Source organism: Actinoplanes sp. NPDC049548 (assembly GCF_040676695.1).
Lineage (GTDB): Bacteria > Actinomycetota > Actinomycetes > Mycobacteriales > Micromonosporaceae > Actinoplanes.
In genome coordinates, this window is record NZ_JBFAPM010000012.1 from 222,697 (window position 1) to 244,177 (window position 21,481).

Here is a 21,481-nt window from a genome sequence, read left to right on the forward strand (position 1 = left end):
GCTGATCCACGACGGCAGTGTACGGGCGACGCACCAGCATTCGCTGATGTGAATGGATGTTCGGTCGTCAGGTCGGGTGACGGCGGCGCGGACCGTTTTGCCGCTTCGGCACGTACGCTGGGTGGGGTGACCCTTGCCCCGCCGCCCGGTGTCGTCCTCGGCGATCGCTTTGCTCGCGAGCTGCCCGAGATGGCCGTCTCCTGGCAGGCCGACGACGCCCCCGAGCCTCGCCTGCTCGTCCTAGACGAGGAACTCGCCGCCGAGCTCGGCCTCGACGCGGACTGGCTGCGTACCCCCGATGGCCTGGGCTTTCTTCTCGGCGCCAAGCTTCCCGAGTCCGCTTCTCCGGTCGCTCAGGCCTATGCCGGGCATCAGTTCGGCTCGTTCGTTCCCCGGCTCGGTGACGGCCGCGCGCTGCTGCTCGGCGAGGTGACCGATCGCGAGGGCCGGGTGCGGGATCTGCATCTCAAGGGCTCCGGGCGGACGCCCTTCGCCCGTGGGGGTGACGGGCTGGCCGCGGTCGGTCCGATGCTGCGGGAGTACGTCGTCAGCCGGGCCATGCACGCGCTGGGCATCCCCACCACCCGTTCCCTGGCCGTGGTGGCGACGGGACGCACCGTGTACCGCGAGACGCCGCTGCCGGGGGCCGTGCTCGCCCGGGTTGCCGCGAGTCATCTGCGGGTCGGCAGTTTTCAGTACGCGCGGGCGAGTGGCGACGGGGATCTGCTGCGGCGCCTCGCCGATCATGCGATCAGCCGGCATCATCCGGAGGCGGCCGGGGCTCAGCGGCCGTACCTGGGGCTTCTCGAGGCGGTGGTCTCCGCTCAGGCGGCGCTTGTCGCTCGGTGGATGCTCGTGGGGTTCGTGCACGGGGTCATGAACACCGACAACATGACGATCTCCGGGGAGACGATCGACTACGGGCCCTGCGCGTTCATGGAGGCCTTCGACCCGGCCACCGTCTACAGCTCCATCGATCATGCCGGGCGGTACGCCTACGGCAACCAGCCTCTGGTGGCGGAGTGGAACCTGGCCCGGCTGGCGGAGGCCTTGCTCCCGCTGATCGACGATGATGTGGATGCCGCCATGGCGGTGCTCGGGCGGTTCCGGGGTGAGTACAACGCGGTGTCGTCGGCCGGGATGTGGGCGAAGCTGGGGCTGACCGGCGACGTGGACCGGGCGTTGGTCGACGAGCTGCTGACTCTGCTGCACGAGAACCGGGTCGACTACACGTCGTTCTTCCGGGGCCTGTCCGCGGTGGCTCGCGGTGAGCCGGGGGATGTGCGGTTCGCCGGGTGGTCGGCGCGGTGGCGGGCTCTGGGTCCGGACGCTGACGCGATGGACCGGGTCAATCCGATCTACATTCCGCGCAATCATCTGGTGGAGGAGGCGCTGGCGGGCGGCGACGTCGAGACGTTGGTGCGGGCGGTGAGTGCTCCTTTCGAGGAGCGGCCCGGGCTCGAGCGGTATGCCGCCGCGGCTCCCGAGGACTTCGGCGTCTACCGCACGTTCTGCGGCACCTGATGAGCGCGCGGTTCGCGGAGCTCGCCTTCCGGGAGACCCCGATGGGGGAGCTGAGTCTGCGTCGGCGCCGGGATCCGATGCTCAAAATCGATGTGTACGAGGTGAAGCTCGGCGACGAGTTCCTCATGTCGAGCCTGTTCACCGTCGCCGAGGTGGAGCTGGCCCGGCTGGGACTGGCGGAGCTGGACGCCGGCGGTGGCCTGGACGTGGTCGTCGGCGGGCTCGGGCTGGGGTACACGGCCGACGCCGTGCTGGCCGATCCCCGGGTGCGGTCGTTGCTGGTGGTGGACGCGCTCGACGAGGTCATCTCGTGGCATCAGCGGCGGTTGCTGCCGTTCGCTGAGGCGGTCGTCACGGATTCCCGTAGCCGTCTGTTGCACGCCGACTTCTTCGCACTCACCGCGGACCCCGCCGGTTACGGGCCCGTGCACGCGGTGCTCGCCGACATCGACCACAGTCCTCGCCACCTCCTGCATCCCGGGCATGCGGACTTCTACACCGTCGAGGGCCTGCGCCGGTTGGCCGCCCGGTTGCATCCCGGCGGCGTGTTCGGCCTGTGGTCGAACGATCCGCCCGACGACGCCTTCACCGCTCTGCTGGGCGAGGTTTTCGCTAGCGCTCGTGCGGAGGTGGTCGCCTTCGACAATCCGTTGCAGGGGCGGCTTTCGACGAACACGGTCTATCTCGCACGTACGGAACCGGCCGGGAGCAGCTGACTCCCGGCCGGTCCCGCCCCCGATCAGTGCACGCCTACCAGCTCGCCGGTCGGCTCGCCCTCCTCCGTCGCCGGCGAGGCGGGGCCCCGGCCGCCGGCCGAGTGCTTCCCGCGTCCCCGCAGCAGCCGCGGCGCCCACCAGTTCGCGGGGCCGAGGAGTGTCATGAGGGAGGGGAGCACCACGCCGCGGATCAGCGTCGCGTCGAGCAGGATCGCCGCCGCGAGGCCCACGCCGAGCTGCTTCATGTCGATGGTGGACAGTGTCGCGAAGATCGAGAAGACGGCCACCATGACGATCGCGGCGCTGGTCACCACGCCCGCCGAGCCGGTGATGCCCTCCGCGACCGCCTCGCGGTTCCCGACGCCGCGCAGGACCGCCTCGCGGATCCGGCTGACCACGAAGACGTGATAGTCCATCGAGAGGCCGAACAGGACCACGAACAGGAACAGCGGCAGCCAGGTGACGATCGCTCCGATCGAGGTGAAGCCCAGCGCGCCCTCGGCCCAGGTGTTCTGGAAGACCAGGACCAGCAGGCCGTACGCCGCCGCGGCCGACAGCAGGTTGAGCAGGATCGAGGTGAGGGCCACCACCACGGACCGGAAGGTCCACGCCATCACCAGGAACGTCAGCAGGAGCACGAAGCCGACGACGATCGGGAGCTTGTGCCAGATGTGTGAGGCATAGTCCTTGCTGGCCGCGACGTCGCCGCCGACCGCGTACGAGGCGCCGTTCAGCCCGCCCAGCGCGGCCGGGACCAGGTCGTCGCGGAGCCGCTCCAGGGACTGGACGGCCTCCTCGCTGCGGGAGGTGAACGGGGTGGCCACGTACAGGATGGAGACGCGCTTGCCGGGCGAGACCTCGATGTCCGGGCCGGTCTGTTCCTGAGGCGCGAACAGCCGGTCGCCCTGGGTGCTGTCCGCCAGGCGGGTCAGGGCCGCCTTGACGGCGGTCGCCTGGTCGGCCGGGGCCTCGACGGCCACGATGTGCCGGGTGCCGTTGCTCGGGTAGGCCGCCGCCAGCCGGTCGTACGCCTGCATGGCCGGGGTCGTCCGCGGCAGGTCCTCGGTGCCGGGCAGCTTGAGCTGCATGCCCAGCGCGGGCGCCGCCAGGGCGAGCAGTACGCCGACGCTGACCAGCAGGGTGGGCAGCGGGCGGCGCAGGGCGGGGCGGAGCACGGTCGACCAGAAGCGGCTGGGCGAGGTCTGGCCGTCGGCGCTGGTACGCCGGGCGGCGAGACGCCACAGCAGCGGCACCCGCGGCCGGTCGACCCAGCGGCCCAGCTTCGCCAGCAGGGCGGGCAGCACGGTCAGCGAGCCGATCACCGCTACGGCCACGACGAGGATCGAGCCCACGGCCAGCGAGGAGAAGATGGCGTCGTTGGCGAGGAAGAGGCCGGCCATGGAGATGATCACTGCCGTACCGGAGACGACGACCGCGTGGCCGGACGTCTCCGCCGCGATCTCCACCGCGTCTACGTGACCGCGTCCCTTGGCGCGTTCCTCTCGCTCGCGGCGGACGTAGAACAGCGAGTAGTCGACGCCGACGGCCATGCCGATGAGCAGGATGACGCTGGAGGCCGCGTCGTCGGCCGGGACCAGGTGCGACGCCAGCGTGGAGAGGCCGATGGCGGCGGCCACCGAGGACAGGGCCAGCAGCACCGGGATGCCGGCGGCGATGAGGGCGCCGAACGCGATCGCCAGGATCGCCAGGGTCACCGGCAGGCTCAGCCACTCGGCGCGCTTGAAGTCCTTGCCCAGGGTGTCGTCGAGGGCCTTGCCGATGGACGGGCCGCCGACCTGCTCGACCCGCAGGGCGGGATATTGCTGCTGCACTTCCGCGGTGGCGGCGCGCAGCGGCTCGATCCGGTCGGAGGCGGTCGCCGGGTCGCCGCTCATCGTGATGGGTACGAGCAGCGCGGTGCCGTCGGTGGCCGGGATCGCCTCGCCGATCTTCGCCACCCCGGGTACGGTCCGGAGCCGGTCCGCAGCCGCCTTGGCCGCGTCGTCGGCGGCGCGCTTGTCGAGCGTGCCGGAGCGGGCGGTGATCAGGACGTTGTCGACGGCGGGTTCGTCGGCGAACGCGCCGTGCTCGATGATGACGCTGGCGCGGCCGGACTCGCCCACCGCCATGTCCTCCGCCGTGGCCTCGTTCAGCCCGGCGGCGTTGCCACCGACGAAGCACACCGCGACGAACACGATCCACAGCGCTATCGCGCGCCATGGGTGTTCGGCGCTCCATCGCGCCACTCTCACCGTGACCGGTCGCCTTCGCATTGCTGTCCCCCTTGATTGCTGTGTCGAACCTGAAACTAGGCAGGGAGCGAGCTGTCAACATCCGGGTCCGACCCGCGCTCGCCCCCGATCTCGCCGGGCGGGCGGCCAGGGTCGGCACCGGCGTACGGATGGGGCGAAACGGCGGTATCGGATAGGTCGCCTCTCCACGACCCTGAGGGGCCTCAGGGTTCATCCCGGCATCGGTCGAAAGTTGTAGGGGCCTTGCGCGAGGTCCCTACCGTCGGCCGACGCCAGGACGCGGCGGCACAAGCAGGATGGGTTCGCTGCTTGACGGGGAGGGTGACGATGTCGGTGAACGCGCGAGGCGCCACGGCGACGGCGGAGCGTAGTGCGGTGCGTGGCTCCGCCAATCCGGTTCCGTGGCGGCCGCCGCCGTCGCGGGCCGTGGTGGCGCGGGCCGTGCAGGTGGTGGGCCTGTTCGATGCGGTGACCGCGATCCTGCCGTCCTGGCATCACCGGATGTCCGCGCTGGCCCACATCATGCCGACCTTCGGCATGGTCACCGCGCGGACCGCGATCGCCGTGGTCGGCCTGCTCCTGGTGTATCTGGGTGCGGGGCTGCGGCGCGGCAAGCGACGGGCCTGGCAGCTGACCACTGTGCTGTGTGCGTTCAGCGTGGTGCTGCACCTGGCCAAGGCGACGCCGGCTCCCGCGCTGGTCGCTGCGGTGCTGCTGGGAGTGCTCGTGGTCGAGCGGGACCGCTTCTACGCCCGGGGCGACCTGAGGAACCGGTGGGGAGCGCTCGGGGTGTGCGCCGGCTTCCTCCTCGCCGGGTTCGGGCTCGGGTTCGCGGAGATCGCCCTGCGGGCCGGCCAGATCACCGACCACGCCGGCCCGGCCCGGTGGGCGGAGCACGTCCTGCTCGGCATGGTCGGGGTCACCGGCCCGCTGCACTTCGACCGCGTCGCCACGACGGCCACTGTGGACTGGACCACCGGCGCCTTCGGGCTGCTCGGGTTCGCCGCGGGCGCGGTGGTGCTGCTGCGGCCGGGCACCCGGCGGTCGTCCTGGGAGCCCGACGACGAGCAGCAGGTGCGTACGCTGCTCGCCCGGCACGGCGCCGGAGACTCGCTCGGCTACTTCGCCCTGCGGCCCGACAAGTCGTTCATCTGGGCGCCGTCGCGGCGCGCGGCCGTGGCGTACCGGGTGGTCAACGGGGTCAGTCTCGCCTCCGGTGACCCGGTGGGCATCCCCTCGGCGTGGCCGGAGGCGATCGCGGCCTGGCTGGCCGACTGCGACGCGCACGGCTGGACTCCGGCGGTGCTGGCCTGCGGTACGGCCGGTGGCACGGCGTACCAGCGCTTCGGGCTCGACGCGATCGAGCTGGGCGACGAGGCGATCCTCGACGTGCCCGGGTTCACGCTGCAGGGGCGCAGCATGCGGACGGTGCGGCAGGCGGTCGGCCGCATGCGCCGCGCCGGGTACACCTGCGAGGTCGTCCGGCGGCGGGACCTGGACGGCGCCGCGCTCGCCGAGGCCCGGCACTGTGCGGTGGCCTTCCGGCAGGACGCGGTGGAACGCGGCTTCTCCATGGCGTTGTCGCGGTTCGGCGACACCGCCGACGGCGACTGCGTGCTCGTGCTCTGCCGCGACGCCGAGGGTCGCATGCGCGGACTGCTGCAGTTCGTGCCGTGGGGCGATTCCGGACTGTCCCTGGACCTCATGCGCGGCGACCGCAGCGCCGACAACGGCCTCACCGAGCTGATGATCGTCAGCGCGGTGGAGGCGGCGGCCGCCCTGGGCGTCGAGCGGATCTCGCTGAACTTCGCGGTGCTGCGCTCGGTCCTCGCCCGTGCCGAGCAGCTGGGCGCCGGGCCTGTCGTCCGCGTCTGGGCCCGGCTGCTGCGGGCCATGTCCGGGCTCTGGCAGATCGACTCGCTGTACCGGGCCAACGCCAAGTACCAGCCGACCTGGCAGCCCCGGTTCCTCTGCTTCCCGTCCGGCCGGGACCTGCCCCGGATCGCGGTCGCCGCGCTCAGCGCCGAGGCGTTCCTGCCGTCGCGGCGGCGCCGGCTCGCGGAGCCGGCCCTGACCGCGGAGCCGGCCCTCATCGCGGAACCGACCCTAGTCGCGCAGCCGGCGTCACTCGCGGGGCCGGCGTCAATCGCGGAGCCGGCACCATGAGCCTGACCGGCATCCCGCTGATCGTGCTCGCCGCCGGCCTGTCGGTGGTCGCGCTCGTCGCGACGGTACGCACGTGGTCCCGCGGCGGACGGCGGCGACGGGTCTTCACGCGTACGGTCGCATTGGTCTGTGCCGAAGTTCTCGTGGTCGTCACGGTCGGGTTGATCGAGAACAGGAACCAGACGTTCTACCCGTCCTGGGGAGACCTGGCGGGCGACCGGACGGAGAAGGTCGCCGTCGTGTCGTCGCCGGCCCCCGACGACCGCCGGCCCGGGGCAGGCGTGGTGGTGCCGGCCGGATACGCCGAACGGCCGCAGGTCTCGTTCCCCGTGATCGTCGTCCTCTGCCGTTCGGCCGAGGTGGAGGAGGTGCGAGCGGCGGCCCGGCAGCTCCCGGACGTGGTCACCGTCGCGCTCACGCCGCGGACGGCCACCGACGTCGACCAGTTGGTCGACCGGCTACCGCGGCTCGCCCGCGTGGCCGCCCACGGCAGGGCGCTGGTCACGGATCGACCGCACCGGGACCTCGCCCAACGGCTCGCCACGGCCGACCCGGCTCTGACCACTGTGGTCACCGCCGAGCACGGATGGGGCGCCGCGCTCGCCGAGGCCGCCGACCGGCTTCCGGCGCCGCTCGTGACGCCGGTGCGGCCATGACCATCGACTCCCCGGCCACGGTCGCGCTGGGAGCCGCGGCGGTCCTCCTCGCCACGCTGGCGCTCGCCTTCTTCTGGGACCGCCGCGGGGTGTTCGGCCGTACGGTGCTCGCCGCGCTGGTCGTCGTGATGCTGGCGGCGACGTGTGCCGTGCAGATCAACCGGCTGACCGTGGCGTACCCGTCGTGGTCCGCCCTCGTCGACGAGCCGGCGCGCGGGGCGTCACTGTCGGCGGGCGTCGCACGCCGGCCCGGCGGCGGCCGGCTTCTGACGGTCACCGTGCCCGGCCGGGCCAGCGGCCTGACCCTCACGATGGGCGTCTACCTGCCCGCCGCCTACGACAGCCCGGCCGGTGCGAACCGGCGGTTCCCGGTCATCGAGGTGTTCCACGGCTTTCCGGGCTCGCCCAGCACCTGGATCCGCCGCCTGGACGTCGTCCGGCACCTGGACAGCGAGATGGCGGCCGGGCGGATGGCCCCGACCGTCGTGCTGTTCCCGTACCAGACACCGCGCCGGATGCTGGACACCGAGTGCACCGATCTCGTCGGCGGGCCCCGGACCGAGACGTTCCTGACCACCGACGTCGCCGCGTACGCGGTGCAGCACCTGCGGGTCCGCGCCGACGCCGCCGCCTGGGGGTTGATCGGGTACTCGTCCGGCGGCTTCTGCGCGATGAACCTGGCGCTGCGGCACCCCGAGCGTTACGCGGCCGCGGCGTCGCTGTCCGGCGACAGCCGTCCGGCGATCACGATCGGCGACGGCAGCGAGCACACCACCAACAACGTCGCGTGGCGGCTGCGGCACCTGCCCCCGCCCCGGGTGGCGTTGTACGTGGCCTGGGCCGCCGACGACACGGAGTCGCGCGACGGTTCCCGGGACGTCGTCCGCCTGGCCCGGCCACCGCTCAACGTGACGGCCGTCGAGCTGCCCCGCGGCGGGCACAGCCCCACGCTCTGGCGGCGGATGGCGTCGCCGGCCTTCGACTGGTTGTCGGGGCACCTGGCCCGCAGCATCCCGGGTGGCAGCGCTTCCTGACGTCAGGACGCCGACGGCTCCCGGGTTCCGGCCAGCCGCAGTTCGGTACGGATCTGCTGGGCGGCCTGCTCGTGGCGGGGCAGCTTCGGCGGTCCGGCCGTACCGGTGCGGTCGCCGCACAGCTCGGCGAGCCGCCCGGTCAGCACGTCCGCCGGTGCGTCGGCGTCGAGGACCCGCACAAGGCCGGGATCCAGGGGCGGCACCTCCACGTGCGAGATGAGCGGGTGCAGCGGGCGCCGGTCGATCTCATCGGCCCCGAACAGCTCCTCGTGCAGCTTCTCGCCCGGGCGCAGGCTGGAGTACTCGATATCGATGGGAGCGGCCGCCAGCTGGGCCATCTGCTCGGCCACCTCGGCGATGCGTACCGGCTTGCCCATCTCGAGCACGAGCGCCTCGCCGCCACGCCCGATCGCCGCCGCACCGATGACCAGGTGCACGGCCTCCTGCGTGGTCATGAAGTAGCGGGTCACATCGGGATGGGTGACAGTGATCGGGCCACCGGCGGCGATCTGCGCGGTGAAGGCGGTGAGAACCGACCCGCGGCTGCCCAGCACGTTGCCGAACCGGACACTGAGAAACGTGCCACCGGTCCGCGCGGCCGTGTACGCGGTCAGCCGCTCGGTGATCCGCTTCGAGTACCCCAGAACGCTCACGGGGTTGGCGGCCTTGTCGGTGGAGATGTTGACGAAGCGCTCGACACCGGCGGCGGCTTCGAGCACGGCCAGCGTGCCCCAGATGTTGGTCTTGACCGCCTCGCCGGGATACCGCTGGAGCAGCGGCAGGTGCTTCAGCGCCGCGGCGTGGAAGACCACCTGCGGACGTCGGGTCTCGAAGATCTTCCGAATGCGGTCGGTGTCGCGCAGGTCCGCCAGGATGACCGCCGGATCGTCGAGGGAGGCCCGGCGATCCAGCGACAACTGCACCGCGTGCAGCGCCGACTCGTCCCGGTCGAGCATCATCAGCTCCGCGGGCCCATAGCGGTCGATCTGCCGGCAGAGCTCGGAGCCGATGGACCCGCCGGCGCCGGTGACGAGGACGCGCTTGCCGGCCAGATACCCGGCGATCGAGTCGACATCGGTGTCGATCTGATGCCGGCCGAGCAGGTCGGTGATCTGCACGTCCCGGACGTCCGTGACGCTCACCCGGTTGTCGAGCAGCTCGCCGACCGGCGGCACCACCTTGAATGTGGCGCCGGCCGCGAGGGTGATCCGGCGTACCTCCCGGACGAGCTCGGCGTCGGCGTTGGCGACGGCCAGCACGAGGGTGGACGCGCCGGTGCGGGCCAGAGCGGCCGGGATGTGCTCGCGCCCGCCCAGGACGGGCACGCCGTACGCCCGCAGGTGACGCTTGAGCGGGTCGTCGTCGATCAGCCCGGCGGGGATGTACCTGCTGCGCGGATTGAAGAGCATGGAGCGCAGCAGCGAGTAGCCGGCGGCTCCCGCGCCGAACAGCAGTACGGGCGTGGCGAGCGCGGCGTCCGGGCGCTGGGAACGCTCCCGCTGCAGGCGGCGCAGGTAGCGCACAGCGAGCATCAGCACCAGCGCCAGCATCCCGCCGACGATGGGGGCGCTCGCGGGCAGTGGGCGGTGTGGCAGGACGAGGTCGAGGAGCAGAATCGCGGCGGCCGACTGGACGACTGTCAGAAAGACGGCGCGGACCTCCTCGAAGGAGGCGTACCGATAGCGGCCTCGGTAGAGGAACTGTATGTGCCCGATTCCCGCGTTCAGTCCGACGGCGAGCAGCACCACGACCATCGTGGCGGCAAACTGGTCTCGGGTCAGCGAGAACTCGTATCGGGTCAGAACCGCCGCCACGAGGCCGGCCGCCCACGCCGCACTGTCGACCGACAACGGAACCCACGGGCGGAACCGGGCCGGCGCGGATCCACCGGAATCTTGTGCGCGCACGGGTAGCGCCTCCGTCCATCCAGTTGCCCGATGGTGTGGGCGAGGAATGTGCGTTCGACCTACGCAGTGCCGAAGCCGTCGCGTTAGCCCGAGACTAGAGGCGTATTTCTGTCTTGGGGTGAAAGTTACCGATGTTGCACCCTTTGACCTTCTTGACCGCTATATCTTGTTTGGTACGCACAGCGTTGAGGAGGTCCAGCGTGGATCTGCGCGACTACATCCGCGTTGCCCGCAAGCGTTGGTGGATGGTGGCAGTCGCTCTCGCGGTGAGCGTGGGCGTCATGGCGCTCATCACGATGCAGACCGTCCCGAAGTACGCGACCTCGGTGACGTTTTTCATCACCACCCCCAACACCGGGGTGGCCGACGCCTACCAAGGTGGTCTCTTCTCTCAGCAGCGGGTCAAGTCATACGCCAACCTGCTCACGGGCGACCGCCTGGCCAACGCTGTCGCAAGCCGACCGGATCTGGGACTGACCGCCGACGAAGTCCGTGACCGCATCACGGCTCAGGCGGTGCCGGAGACGGTGCTGCTGGAGGCCGTCGCAACTGACAGCTCCAAGCGTCGGTCGCTGTTGATCGCTGCCGAATTGGCCACCCAGTTCAAACGGCTGGTGGAGTCGCTGGAGACGCCGCCGGGCATGCGTTCCTCCTCGGTGAAGGTAGAGGTGGTCGCCGGACCGGAGCTGGACGAGGTGCCCGTCTCGCCCCGCCCGGTACGCAACCTCGCCCTCGCCGGCCTTCTGGGGCTCATCGTGGGTGCCGGCGCCGCTGTGCTGCGGGAGATGCTGGACACCACGGTGAAGACCAGCGAGGCGCTGCATGAGCTGGCCTCGGCCCCCGTTCTTGCCGGTGTGCCGTTCGACGCCGATGCGAAGGCCGGCCCCTTGATGCTGGCGGTCGGCGGTCACTCCGCCCGTGCCGAGGCGCTCCGCCAGCTTCGCACCAACCTGCAGTACGTCGACGTCGACCGCCCGGTCAAGACACTGGTGGTGACGAGCGCCGTACCCGGCGAGGGCAAGTCGTCGACGGCCTGCGGCCTCGCTGTCCTCTTCGCCGAGGCCGGCCAGCAGGTCCTGATCATCGACGCCGACCTCCGGCGGCCGCGCATCGCCGACTACTTCGGTGTCGAAGGCGGAGTGGGGCTGACCACCGTCCTCGCCGGCAAAGCCTCAGTGGATGACGTGGTCCAGCGGTACGGCACCGACCTGTGGGTGCTGCCCAGCGGCTTCCTCCCGCCCAACCCCAGCGAACTCCTCGGTTCCCAGCACATGGCGAACCTGCTCGACGACCTGCGCGGACGTTTCGACATGATCATCGTCGACTGTCCGCCGTTGCTGCCTGTGACCGACGGTGCGGTCGTAGCGGCGCGCGCCGACGGCGCGTTGCTACTGGCACGGTCGAGGAAGACGACCAGCACCCAGGTGACCTCCGCGGTCCGCGCCCTGGAATCCGTCGATGCCCGACTCCTCGGCTGTGTGTTCAACATGGTCGCTGCGAAGGGCCCCGAGGCCTACTACTACGACGAGTACTCGTCGAAGAACTCCGGTGGCAACCGGCGAGCCTCCCGGGCGGCCGCGAGGACCGAGCGGAGCGCCCGGATGGCGGACATCATGGCCTGCGGAGACCCCGAACACAGGGACGCGGCTCCTACGGTGTCAGCTGCATCGGCAGGATGAGGCCGGTCATGGAGTCAACTACGGTCTGGATCGCGCCGGCGCAGCGTCGGAAAACCTGCACGGGTGATCGCACCGGGTCGGCGAGCTCGTCATCCTCGGGCGCAGGCACCGGGACCCCGGCACGCACGACGGACAGCTCTTCAATCATCGTCGCCAGCCGGTCCCGCGGGGTTCGAAGCCCCATCAGGCTCACCGTCGACAGGCCGGCGGCGTACCGGCCGAACTGCGGAATGGTGAAGGTCCGGCGTACCGCCACGGGGTCGAACGCGACACAGGCCGACCGCTGCGCCCGGGTGGCCGTCAGGATGAGATCGGCACGGGCCACCATGCTGCTCGTGAGCCGCCGGCTGCTGAACTGGAGATCCTCGACTCCGTACTCGGCGAGGACCTCGGCGGCCAGCGGATGCATGGGCAGGTTGCTCCACGCGTGGGTGCCCGCGCTGGCAACTTCGACCCCGTCCCCGGCCCGGCCGAACCGTTCGGCGAGCGTGTGCCGGGTCAGCCGTTCCGCCATGGGAGACCGGCAGAGGTTGGCATGGCAGACGAAGAGGATCCGGATCGGTTCGTCGGTCATGGTGATCGCTCCTCGTTGGGATTACTCGGGCCACGCGCTCTCTACGGTCCCGGAACCGATCCGTCGCGGTCGGCCGGAGGAGGAAGTTCGCCCTTTCGAGGGTCTGAGATCGGAGCTGATGGCGTGTCAACCCACAAGTTGAAGAAAGTGTTCGTCGAGACGCTGGGCCTCGGCGCTCAGGTCGACTGGAACGGCCTCAGGTACCGAAGGGTCGAGCAGTGGGACTCGGTGGCCCATATGTATCTCGTCGGTGAGATTGAGCAGGTGTTCGACGTCATGCTCGAGACCCAGGACGTTCTCGCCATGGACAGCTTCGCGGCCGCCACGAACATCCTGGCCCGGCATGGGGTGAACTTTGACTGACCTGTTGGGCTTGGTCGGCAAGGTGGCGCTGGTGACCGGATCCACCCGCGGGATCGGGTGGCGCACCGCTGAGCTGCTCGCCGCGCACGGCGCCACCGTCGTCGTCAATGGCAGCCGTGACGAGGGCGCGGTCGAGACAAGGGTCAAGGAGCTCACCGCGTGCTACGGGACCGCGGCGTTCGGCGTCGTCTGCGACGCCGCCCAGCCTGAACAGGTCCGAGCCGCCTACCAGCGCGTCTTCAAGGCGTACGGGAGGCTCGACGTGCTGGTCAACAACGCCGGCGTGCTTCAGGACGCGTTGGTCGGGATGGTCTCCGACGAGCTGGTGGAGCATAGCTTCCGGGTCAACACCTTCGGCGCCGTCCACCACCTGCAGGCGGCCGCCCGGCTCATGCGACGCCGCGGCGAAGGCTCGATCATCAACCTGAGCTCCATCATCGGTACGCACGGCAACGCGGGCCAGATCGTCTACTCGTCGACGAAAGCCGCGCTGCTGGGCCTGACCAGGTCGGCGGCCAAGGAGCTGGCGCCGCATGGCATCCGGGTCAACGCGGTGGCGCCGGGCTTCATCGACACCGACATGACGCGAGCGCTCCCGACCGACGTCTTCGAGTCGCGCGCGGCAAGCATCGCCATGGGGCGCGTCGGCAGCCCGGACGACGTGGCGCGGGCGATCCTGTTCTTCGCCTCCGGGCTGGCCGGCTACGTCACCGGGCAGGTGCTCGGGGTCGACGGCGGAATGATCGTCTGACATGTTCCTCCGCCACTTCGACGACCACCCGGCCCTGGTCGACGCCGCCACAGGCACCCTGGTCACCTACGCGGAGCTGCAGACCCGAGTCTCGACGTGCCGGGAGTGGCTCGGCGACGCCGACTCGAGCCTCATGTTCCTCTTCGCCGACAACTCAGTGCGCACGATCGTTGCGTACCTCGCCGGTCTGCATTACGGCCACGCTGTCGCCCTGCTGGACCCGGGCCTGCGCTCCGACCTCGCCGCACGGCTGATCGACACGTACCATCCTCGGTTCATCGTGGGGCGAGACCCTGGCCTTGCCCCCGACTATCGCTGCGTGACGGACGGCGTGGCGAGGCGTACGGCCACCGCCGTGGCGATCAGTCCGGAACTCGCTGTCCTGCTGAGTACCTCGGGGAGCACCGGAAGCCCCAAGCTGGTCAGGTTGTCGCGTGGCAACCTCATGGCGAGCGCTGAGGCGGTGGCTGCCTCCCTTTCCCTCACCCGTGACGAACGACCCGTCACCAGCCTTCCGCTGCACTACAGCTACGGCATGTCGGTGCTCAACTCGCATCTTCAGACCGGCGCCACCATTGTGGTGGCAGAGCCGGACCTGCTGGCCCCGCGCTTCTGGGACACTGTCAGTGACCATCGGGTCACCTCGATGTCGGGGGTGCCCTTCACCTTCCGAACCCTGCGCCGGATCGGCTTCGAGTCGATGGACCTGCCGGCGCTGACCACCCTCACCCAGGCGGGTGGTCGCCTGGACGAGCGGTTGGTGACCGAGTTCGACGCCCTCATGCGCGCGCGTGGGGGCCGCTTCTACGTCATGTACGGGCAGACCGAAGCGTCCCCCCGGATCACATGCCTGCCTCCGCACCGGCTGGCCGACAAGCGGGGCTCCGTCGGCGTGGCCCTGCCGGGGACTCGAGTGCTCATCCGTACCGCGGACGACAGCCCCGCCCCGCCCGGGGTCGCCGGCGCCGTTCTCTGCACAGGCCCGCACGTCATGATGGGCTACGCCGAAAGCCGGGCTGACCTGGCCCTGGGCGACGTACAAGGCGACACCCTCGACACCGGCGACGTCGGATACCTCGACGACGAGGGCTTCCTGTTCCTCACCGGCCGGACGAAGCGGATCGCCAAGGTGTCAGGGGTGCGGGTCAGTCTGGACGAGATCGAGGTTCTGCTCGGTGACCATGGCCCGTCCGCGGCGCTGCCGGGCATGACGGAGGACGTCGTCATTCACTGCGCCTGGGGCGACGAGGCAACGTTCGCCGCCGTACGCCGCGAGCTCTGCGGCAAGCTACGACTACCGTCCCGGGCGTTCACCTTCGTCCGGGTCGAAAATCTGCCCCTGCTCGCGAACGGCAAGACCGACTACCGTGCGCTCGAGGCCGGAGTACCGGCATGAGCCTCGACGAGCTCTTCGAGCGACCGCAGTACAGCCTCGAGCAGTCGTGCAAAGAGCGGCTGCTCGTCACCGAGCTGCGTCGCCTCACCGAGCACCACCGGCGGGGCTGTGCCGCGTACGCCCGGATCCTCGCCACTCTGCCGCCCACCGGCGGGGAAGGTCTGGCCGGAGTTCCGTACCTTCCGGTCTCGCTGTTCAAGAGCCACCGGCTGGTGAGCATCCCGGACGCCGAAGTGTTCAAGGTGATGACGTCTAGTGGCACCACCGGGCAGGCGGTCAGTAGCGTCGTCGTGGATCGCGCCACCGCGGAACGGCAGAGCCGGGCCCTTACCACGATCATGGCTACGGTGCTCGGGCCCCGGCGGCTGCCGATGATCATCATCGACGCCCCGAACGTCGTCCGGGACCGCCGGCGGTTCAATGCCCGCGCGGCCGGGGTGCTCGGCATGGCGTCCCTGGGTCGCAGGCACTTCTACGCCCTCGACGACGACATGCAGCTGGACCGCGACGGCCTGCGTGACTTCCTCCGCCGCCATGACGGCGAACCGCTGCTGATCTTCGGTTTCACCTACATGGTGTGGCGCTATCTGCTCCAACGACTGGACGTGGGGGAGGCGGACCTGAGCGGCGCCACGCTGATTCACAGCGGCGGGTGGAAGGCGCTGCAGGACCAAGCGGTGGACAACGGGACCTTCAAGCGAGTGCTGGGCGAGGTCACCGGGCTGCGCCGGGTGCACAACTTCTACGGCATGGTCGAGCAGGTCGGCAGTGTCTTCCTCGAGGGGCCGGACGGCTTCCTGCACCCGCCGAACTTCGCCGACGTCATCATCCGGGACCCGGCCACGTGGCAGGAGGCTCCCGACGGCACCGTCGGGGTCATCGAGGTGCTCAGCGCCCTGCCCCTGAGCTATCCGGGCCATGCTCTGCTGACCGAGGATCTCGGCGTCGTCCACGGTGTAGGAGATCCCGCTCAGGGCTGGGGCGGCAGACGTCTCGAGGTCGTAGGTCGCGTTCCCCGGGCCGAACTGCGAGGCTGCAGCGACGTGCATGCCCGGGTAGCCGAGGCGGTGCCGGCGGCATGACTGTTCTTGCCGACGTGGGGCGTCCGACCGTGCGTCAGGTGGTGCCGGACGGCAAGCGTGTCACCGTCGACGACGTGGTCGCCCGGGTACTCTCTGCGCCGACCTCCGTTCCGTTCGCCGACGAGGCGATCGCGTTCTGCACGGCATTCGGCGAGCGTCTGCGACGGGTGTCCCGCGGTCGGCCGGAGACGCAGGCGCTGGCTTACTGGATGCGGGCGGCCGAGCTCCGCCGGCTGCGTTCGGCATTCGCCGCTCTCGGCGACGACCGTACGATGCTGGTTCCACGTGGAACGGTCTTCCACATCCCGCCGGCGAACGTGGACACCGTCTTCGTCTACTCCTGGGTGCTGTCCCTGCTGGTGGGCAACCGCAACATCATCCGGCTGCCACGGCGCGCCGGAGACCAGGCGGCCTTGATCACCCAGGTTCTCGGCGACCTGATCGAGGACGGCTCTCACCCGGGAATCCAGGCGGCCAACGCCATGATCACGTATGAACCGGACCCGGCCGTCACCGAGGCCCTGTCGGCCGCGTGCGACCTGCGCGTCATCTGGGGCGGCGACGCCACCGTGACCGAGGTCCGGCGCAGCCCGCTGCCGCCGAGGGCCACCGAGCTGACCTTCCCCGACCGGTTCTCGCTTGCGGCGCTGGATGCCCGCGGCTACCTGGCGCTCGCCAGGGACGAGCGGCAGGGACTGGTGGAGCGCTTCTTCGCCGACGCGTACGCCTTCGACCAACTCGGCTGCTCCTCCCCGCGCCTGGTGGTGTGGATCGGCGGTGTGACCGAGTCGGACCTCGCCGCCACCGACTTCTTCACCCGGCTCGCCCGCACGGCACAGAACCGCGGATATGGCATCGATGCCGCCGCGGCGATAGCAAGGCTCGGGTTCCTGCATCGTGCGGTGATTGACCGGCCGGTGGTCTCCACTCGCTTTCACGGCAACCACGTCGCGGTGTTGCGGCTGGACTCGTGCGCCGGGATCCGGGGGGAGTTCTGCGGCGGTGGAGTCTTCTTCGAGTTGCGGCTCGATGCACTGTCGGACCTCGCGGAGGTGATCACGCCCCGGGATCAGACCCTCGTTCAGTTCGGTTTCGACCGCGAGGAACTCATGGCACTCGTACGGGATCTCAACGGCCGAGGGATCGACCGCATCGTGCCGGTCGGCGAGGCGCTGACCTTCGATCGCGTCTGGGACGGCCAGGACCTGGTGCAGGCGTTCGCCCGCCGTACCACGGTGGACCTGGAACGGATGCACCTGACATGAAGCTCGTCATCGTCGGCGCCGGCGGGTTCGGCCGCGAGGTCTACCACTATGCCGGGAACGTCGCCATGGTCACCGGTACCCACCGGGTGCTCGGCTTCGCCGACGACAACCCCCGCGCCCTGGACGGGTTCGATCTGCCGGTCGACGTGCTGGGCGGCGCGGGGTCGGTCGGGTTCGATGCAGAGACGGCCTTCGTCATCGCGGTGGGCGACCCTGTGGTACGACGTCGGCTGGCCACCGTGGTCGCCAAGAGGGGAGGTCGGCTCGCCACCCTCGTGCATCCGACGGCTTACGTCGCCCGTGACGCCCGGCTCGGCGCCGGCTGCGTGGTCTGCCCGTTCGCTTTTGTGGGGACCGGAGCCGCGGTGGGTGCGAACACCGTGCTGAATACGTACGCCTCCATCGGCCACGACGCGGTCGTCGGCGACAACTGTGTGTTTTCGCCGTACGCGGTGGTGAACGGCGCTGTCGACTTAGGGTCGGATGTGTTCTTGGGAACGCACTCCGCCGTTCTGCCCCGAGTCCGGGTGGGCTGCGGCTCGAAGATCAGTGCGGGCGCGGTGGTGCACCGGGAGGTACCTGTGGGGGCCCTTGCGGCGGGCAACCCGGCCCGTGCCCGCGTGTTGTTCGCTCCCGAGACGGAGGACGTCTGATGCGCGACGACGTTCAACGGCTGCTGGCCGGTCTGGACATCGGGCCGGGAACCGATATCGGGGTGGGCGTCGACGTGGAGGAAGTGGCCCGGTGGCGGCGGCCGGCACCGGGCCTGTTCACGGAAGCCGAGCACGCCCACTGTCGTCAGCTGGCCCGGCCGGCGGAGAGCTACGCCGGCCGATGGTGTGCCAAGGAGGCCGTCCTCAAGGCCCTGTCGCCATTTCTGGCGGTGTCGCCCCGGGACATCGAGATCCGCCCTGGACCCGGCGGAATGCCCGAACCGCACCTCATCTCTGCGGCCGGTGCCGGATGGACAGGCCGGCTCCGGGTCAGCATCGCGCACACCTCTACCGTGGCTGTCGCCGTGGCGATCGCTGTCCCGCTAACCGTCGCCGGAGGCGTGATAAATCGCCATTAACCCTCCCCATGGGCAAGGTCGCGGCAGTATGCGGCCATGGGTAGTGGAGTGGTTCCCGCGTCTGTCCGGGTGGAGCAGCGGCCGCAGAGCGGCCCCCGCCCAAGCGGCCGGATCCACCTGTCCGCGCCCGACGTCGGACCCTTGGAAGAGCGCTACCTGATGGCAGCTCTGCGGTCCGGCTGGGTCGCGCCGGTCGGGCCGGACGTCGAGGCGTTCGAGCGCGAGCTCGCCGATCGGGTAGGTGTCAAGTACGCCGTAGCGGTCAACTCCGGAACAGCTGCCCTGCACCTGGGACTCCGCAGCATCGGCGCCGCCGCGGGAACCATCGTCGTGATCCCGACACTCACGTTCGTGGCCACAGCCAACGCCGCCGTCTACGCCGGTGCGGAACCCGTGTTCGTGGACACCGACCCGGAGACGGGCAATGTCGACGTAGCTCTGGTCGACGATCTCCTGCGTACGCTGCAGGCCGAGGGACGCGCGGTGAGTGCTGTCGTGCCGGTTGACCTCTTCGGCCGCTGCGCCGACTACGCGTCCCTGTTGCCGTTGTGCGCAGAGCATGGCGTACCGGTGGTGGAGGACGCGGCAGAGGCGCTCGGTGCCATGTACCGGGGCCGTCCGGCCGGGACCTTCGGCCGGGCAGCGGCGCTGTCCTTCAACGGCAACAAGGTCATGACAACGTCGGGCGGCGGAGCGATGCTCTGCGACGACGCCGACGTCGCTGGGCGAGCCCGGCACCTGGCCTGCCAGGCGCGCGAGCCAGGCGCCCACTGGCGGCACACCGACGTCGGTTACAACTACGGACTCAGCAACCTGCTAGCCGCGTTGGGCAGGGCACAGCTCCAGCGCCTGGACAGCATGTTGGACCGCAGACGTCACCTTCGAAAGCGTTACGCCGAGCTGCTCGCCCCAGTGAAGGGGGTACACATTCTCGGCGACGGTGACGAGGGCGCGAATTGCTGGCTCACCACCGTGGTGGTCGACCCTGAGGCGACCGGCTGGCGTGCCACCCAGCTGGCCGCTTTTCTGGCCGCCAATGACATCGAAACCCGGCCCGTGTTCACCCCGATGCATCTCCAGCCGGCCTTCGCCGGCGCACGCAGCCTGCTGACCGGAGCGGCGGAACGGCTTGCGGAGAACGGCATAGTGCTGCCCAGCGGATCGGCGCTGACTGATTCGCAGGTTGACAGGGTCGTGGAGATCATCGGTGACTTCCTGCGGAGGCAACGGTGACCCGCAGGCAGCACCGGCTCAAGCGGCTGATCGACATATCGGGCGCGGCCCTGGTGCTGGCGGTGACGAGTCCGGCGCTGCTCATCGTCGCCGTGACGGTGGCGGTCACGCTCGGCCGGCCGGTGTTGTTCCGGCAGACCCGCCCTGGCCTGCACGGCAGACCCTTCCGGTTGGTCAAATTCCGTACGATGAGACCGGTCGACGAACGTCGTGGGCTGGTCAGCGAGAACGACCGGTTGACCACCGCCGGCCGGATTCTGCGGGCCACCAGCCTCGATGAGCTGCCGACGATGTGGAACGTGCTGTGCGGGCACATGAGTCTGGTGGGGCCTCGCCCGTTGCTGATGGCCTATCTGGACCGCTACACGCCCGAACAGGCCCGGCGGCATGAGGTCCGGCCAGGAGTTACCGGCCTGGCGCAGGTCCGCGGTCGCAACGCCATCAGCTGGGACCGCAAGTTCGCTCTCGACGTCTGGTACGTCGACCATCGTAACCTCGCGCTGGACCTGCGGATCCTGGCCGCCACCGTAGGCGCCGTCATCCGTCGCACGGGCGTCGCCGCCCAGGGCGAGGCGACAGCACCTGAGTTCCTCGGTCTCCGGGAGACGGCAGGCCTCACCGGTCCTGGCGCCGCTGAACATCCACGAGGCGACCTCAAAACCACAACTGCATGACCGGTCGACCGGGCCCGTTCGGGTCGGCATCCCATCGTGTCAATCCGTACCGCCGTACAGGTGGTCGCCTGCCTGCGGGAGCGCGACCTGCTCGGCGGCGACGACCAGCCCCGAGGACTTGATATGAAGATTGTGATCACGGGAGGTGCCGGCTTCATCGGTGCCAATCTCTGCCGGGAACTTCTTCGACGCCCGGAGGTCACGGAGGTCGTCGCTTTCGACGACTTGAGCACCGGCAGCTCCAGCAACCTCGCCGGCATCCCCGTCGAGCTGGTTGAGGGAAGCATTCTGGACCGGCGTTCGGTGGCCGACGTGGTCTCCGGCGCCCATGCGGTGGTCCACCTTGCAGCCAGGCCGTCCGTGCCGCGCTCGCTCGCCGATCCGGTGACCACGCACAACGTCAACACGACGGGCACACTTCATGTGTTGGAGGCCTGCCGAGAGTGCGGAGCGAATGTCGTAACGGCGTCGTCCTCTTCGGTCTACGGATCCGTCGACCATCTACCGAAGCACGAGAATCTGCCGACCCGCCCGCAGAGCCCGTACGCCGCCAGCAAGCTGGCTGCTGAGGCATACACGTTGGCGTATGCCGCGTCGTTCCGGCTACCCGCATTGGCATTCCGGTTCTTCAACGTGTACGGACCTTTGCAGAAGGCCGGTCATCCCTACGCCGCCGTCATCCCCGCCTTCATCGATGCGGTCATGCGAAGAACCCCCCTGCGGATCAACGGAGACGGTCGCCAGTCGCGCGACTTCACCTATGTCGGTTCCGTGGTAGATGTATTGGCCGATGCGGCGGTGCGCCGGGTGACCTCCCGTACGCCGGTAAACCTGGCCTTCGGCACCCGGGTCTCGATTCTGGAGCTCATCGACATGCTGTCCACCTTGATGGGCGAGCAGCCGGAGATTTCCCTGGCGCCGGCACGCATCGGCGACGTCCGAGCCTCCCAGGCGTCCGGCGTGCGCCTGTCGGAGCTGTTCCCGCAGAGCACTCCCGTTCCGCTGGAGGATGGGCTGGTTCGGACCATCGAATGGTTCCGTAGCCTCCCCGCGTACGCGGAGGCCAGATTGAACGCGCAGATCGTCGCTGCTTCCTGAAATGCCGGCACCCTTGAAGGCGGCGGAGTCCGGCCAGGT

The 21,481-nt window shown here is 70.0% G+C and carries 19 protein-coding genes; 16 read left to right on the plus strand and 3 right to left on the minus strand.

Translation table 11 applies throughout. From position 1 onward, the window contains the following. Positions 1-126 precede the first annotated feature (126 nt). Positions 127-1,524 carry a protein adenylyltransferase SelO gene (locus AB0J80_RS24015; protein ID WP_364708671.1) on the plus strand — a complete coding sequence of 466 codons (1,398 nt, stop codon included), beginning with the start codon at positions 127-129 and terminating at the stop codon, positions 1,522-1,524. Next, on the plus strand, positions 1,524-2,240 hold the full coding sequence (locus tag AB0J80_RS24020) for a spermidine synthase (RefSeq protein WP_364708674.1): 717 nt from the start codon (positions 1,524-1,526) through the stop codon (positions 2,238-2,240). The genes AB0J80_RS24015 and AB0J80_RS24020 overlap by 1 nt, the downstream gene beginning before the upstream one ends. 23 nt (positions 2,241-2,263) lie before the next feature. On the opposite strand, the gene AB0J80_RS24025 is transcribed toward AB0J80_RS24020, so the two are convergent. Beyond that, entirely contained in the window at positions 2,264-4,492 is a 2,229-nt protein-coding gene (locus AB0J80_RS24025) for an MMPL family transporter (protein WP_364708676.1), read from the minus strand. 375 nt (positions 4,493-4,867) lie between these two features. Here AB0J80_RS24025 and AB0J80_RS24030 point away from each other — a divergent pair, with 375 nt between their 5' ends. Genes AB0J80_RS24030 through AB0J80_RS24040 form a run of 3 tightly spaced genes read left to right on the plus strand, consistent with a single transcriptional unit; the run spans position 4,868 to position 8,348 of the window. Further along, positions 4,868-6,658, plus strand: a complete 1,791-nt coding sequence (locus AB0J80_RS24030) for a phosphatidylglycerol lysyltransferase domain-containing protein (protein WP_364708679.1) — start codon at positions 4,868-4,870, stop codon at positions 6,656-6,658. Next, entirely contained in the window at positions 6,655-7,314 is a 660-nt protein-coding gene (locus AB0J80_RS24035; RefSeq protein WP_364708682.1) for a hypothetical protein, read from the plus strand. The genes AB0J80_RS24030 and AB0J80_RS24035 overlap by 4 nt, the downstream gene beginning before the upstream one ends. Next, positions 7,311-8,348, plus strand: coding sequence for an alpha/beta fold hydrolase (locus AB0J80_RS24040; RefSeq protein WP_364708685.1), 1,038 nt, complete (start codon positions 7,311-7,313; stop codon positions 8,346-8,348). Before AB0J80_RS24035 ends, AB0J80_RS24040 begins: the two co-directional genes overlap by 4 nt. A 2-nt stretch (positions 8,349-8,350) precedes the next feature. Here AB0J80_RS24040 and AB0J80_RS24045 read toward each other — a convergent pair whose 3' ends face one another. After that, positions 8,351-10,255, minus strand: coding sequence for a nucleoside-diphosphate sugar epimerase/dehydratase (locus tag AB0J80_RS24045; RefSeq protein ID WP_364708687.1), 1,905 nt, complete (start codon positions 10,253-10,255; stop codon positions 8,351-8,353). A gap of 143 nt (positions 10,256-10,398) precedes the next feature. On the opposite strand from AB0J80_RS24045, the gene AB0J80_RS24050 reads away from it, so the two are divergent. Beyond that, entirely contained in the window at positions 10,399-11,934 is a 1,536-nt protein-coding gene (locus AB0J80_RS24050; protein WP_364708689.1) for a polysaccharide biosynthesis tyrosine autokinase, read from the plus strand. On the opposite strand, the gene AB0J80_RS24055 is transcribed toward AB0J80_RS24050, so the two are convergent. After that, positions 11,906-12,508, minus strand: coding sequence for a low molecular weight phosphatase family protein (locus AB0J80_RS24055; RefSeq protein WP_364708690.1), 603 nt, complete (start codon positions 12,506-12,508; stop codon positions 11,906-11,908). The two genes, AB0J80_RS24050 and AB0J80_RS24055, sit on opposite strands and share 29 nt — an antisense overlap. A gap of 123 nt (positions 12,509-12,631) precedes the next feature. On the opposite strand from AB0J80_RS24055, the gene AB0J80_RS24060 reads away from it, so the two are divergent. Genes AB0J80_RS24060 through AB0J80_RS24105 form a run of 10 tightly spaced genes read left to right on the plus strand, consistent with a single transcriptional unit; the run spans position 12,632 to position 21,442 of the window. Further along, a complete protein-coding gene (locus AB0J80_RS24060) occupies positions 12,632-12,871 on the plus strand; it encodes an acyl carrier protein (protein WP_364708693.1) in 240 nt (79 codons plus the stop codon). Between the two features lie 22 nt (positions 12,872-12,893). Beyond that, positions 12,894-13,622, plus strand: a complete 729-nt coding sequence (locus tag AB0J80_RS24065) for an SDR family oxidoreductase (RefSeq protein ID WP_364708817.1) — start codon at positions 12,894-12,896, stop codon at positions 13,620-13,622. A 1-nt stretch (position 13,623) separates the two neighbouring features. Beyond that, on the plus strand, positions 13,624-15,018 hold the full coding sequence (locus tag AB0J80_RS24070; protein WP_364708696.1) for an AMP-binding protein: 1,395 nt from the start codon (positions 13,624-13,626) through the stop codon (positions 15,016-15,018). Next, complete coding sequence (locus tag AB0J80_RS24075; protein ID WP_364708699.1) at positions 15,015-16,100, plus strand: acyl-protein synthetase; 1,086 nt, start codon at positions 15,015-15,017, stop codon at positions 16,098-16,100. Before AB0J80_RS24070 ends, AB0J80_RS24075 begins: the two co-directional genes overlap by 4 nt. After that, positions 16,097-17,365 carry an acyl-CoA reductase gene (locus tag AB0J80_RS24080; protein ID WP_364708702.1) on the plus strand — a complete coding sequence of 423 codons (1,269 nt, stop codon included), beginning with the start codon at positions 16,097-16,099 and terminating at the stop codon, positions 17,363-17,365. Before AB0J80_RS24075 ends, AB0J80_RS24080 begins: the two co-directional genes overlap by 4 nt. Next, on the plus strand, positions 17,362-18,018 hold the full coding sequence (locus AB0J80_RS24085; protein WP_364708705.1) for an acetyltransferase: 657 nt from the start codon (positions 17,362-17,364) through the stop codon (positions 18,016-18,018). The genes AB0J80_RS24080 and AB0J80_RS24085 overlap by 4 nt, the downstream gene beginning before the upstream one ends. After that, positions 18,018-18,437 carry a 4'-phosphopantetheinyl transferase superfamily protein gene (locus AB0J80_RS24090; RefSeq protein WP_364708708.1) on the plus strand — a complete coding sequence of 140 codons (420 nt, stop codon included), beginning with the start codon at positions 18,018-18,020 and terminating at the stop codon, positions 18,435-18,437. The genes AB0J80_RS24085 and AB0J80_RS24090 overlap by 1 nt, the downstream gene beginning before the upstream one ends. Positions 18,438-18,473: 36 nt before the next feature. After that, positions 18,474-19,670 carry an aminotransferase class I/II-fold pyridoxal phosphate-dependent enzyme gene (locus AB0J80_RS24095; protein WP_364708711.1) on the plus strand — a complete coding sequence of 399 codons (1,197 nt, stop codon included), beginning with the start codon at positions 18,474-18,476 and terminating at the stop codon, positions 19,668-19,670. After that, positions 19,667-20,344, plus strand: a complete 678-nt coding sequence (locus AB0J80_RS24100; protein WP_364708714.1) for a sugar transferase — start codon at positions 19,667-19,669, stop codon at positions 20,342-20,344. The genes AB0J80_RS24095 and AB0J80_RS24100 overlap by 4 nt, the downstream gene beginning before the upstream one ends. A gap of 36 nt (positions 20,345-20,380) precedes the next feature. After that, positions 20,381-21,442, plus strand: a complete 1,062-nt coding sequence (locus AB0J80_RS24105; RefSeq protein ID WP_364708716.1) for an NAD-dependent epimerase/dehydratase family protein — start codon at positions 20,381-20,383, stop codon at positions 21,440-21,442. Positions 21,443-21,481: the final 39 nt, after the last annotated feature.

Excerpts from the sequence above, each read along its gene's own strand:
- AB0J80_RS24020 (WP_364708674.1), top strand. The coding sequence starts at position 1,524 with ATGAGCGCGCGGTTCGCGGAGCTCGCCTTCCGGGAGACCCCGATGGGG.
- AB0J80_RS24035 (WP_364708682.1), top strand. The coding sequence starts at position 6,655 with ATGAGCCTGACCGGCATCCCGCTGATCGTGCTCGCCGCCGGCCTGTCG.
- AB0J80_RS24040 (WP_364708685.1), top strand. The coding sequence starts at position 7,311 with ATGACCATCGACTCCCCGGCCACGGTCGCGCTGGGAGCCGCGGCGGTC.
- AB0J80_RS24055 (WP_364708690.1), bottom strand. The coding sequence starts at position 12,508 with ATGACCGACGAACCGATCCGGATCCTCTTCGTCTGCCATGCCAACCTC.
- AB0J80_RS24070 (WP_364708696.1), top strand. The coding sequence starts at position 13,624 with ATGTTCCTCCGCCACTTCGACGACCACCCGGCCCTGGTCGACGCCGCC.
- AB0J80_RS24075 (WP_364708699.1), top strand. The coding sequence starts at position 15,015 with ATGAGCCTCGACGAGCTCTTCGAGCGACCGCAGTACAGCCTCGAGCAG.
- AB0J80_RS24080 (WP_364708702.1), top strand. The coding sequence starts at position 16,097 with ATGACTGTTCTTGCCGACGTGGGGCGTCCGACCGTGCGTCAGGTGGTG.
- AB0J80_RS24085 (WP_364708705.1), top strand. The coding sequence starts at position 17,362 with ATGAAGCTCGTCATCGTCGGCGCCGGCGGGTTCGGCCGCGAGGTCTAC.
- AB0J80_RS24090 (WP_364708708.1), top strand. The coding sequence starts at position 18,018 with ATGCGCGACGACGTTCAACGGCTGCTGGCCGGTCTGGACATCGGGCCG.
- AB0J80_RS24095 (WP_364708711.1), top strand. The coding sequence starts at position 18,474 with ATGGGTAGTGGAGTGGTTCCCGCGTCTGTCCGGGTGGAGCAGCGGCCG.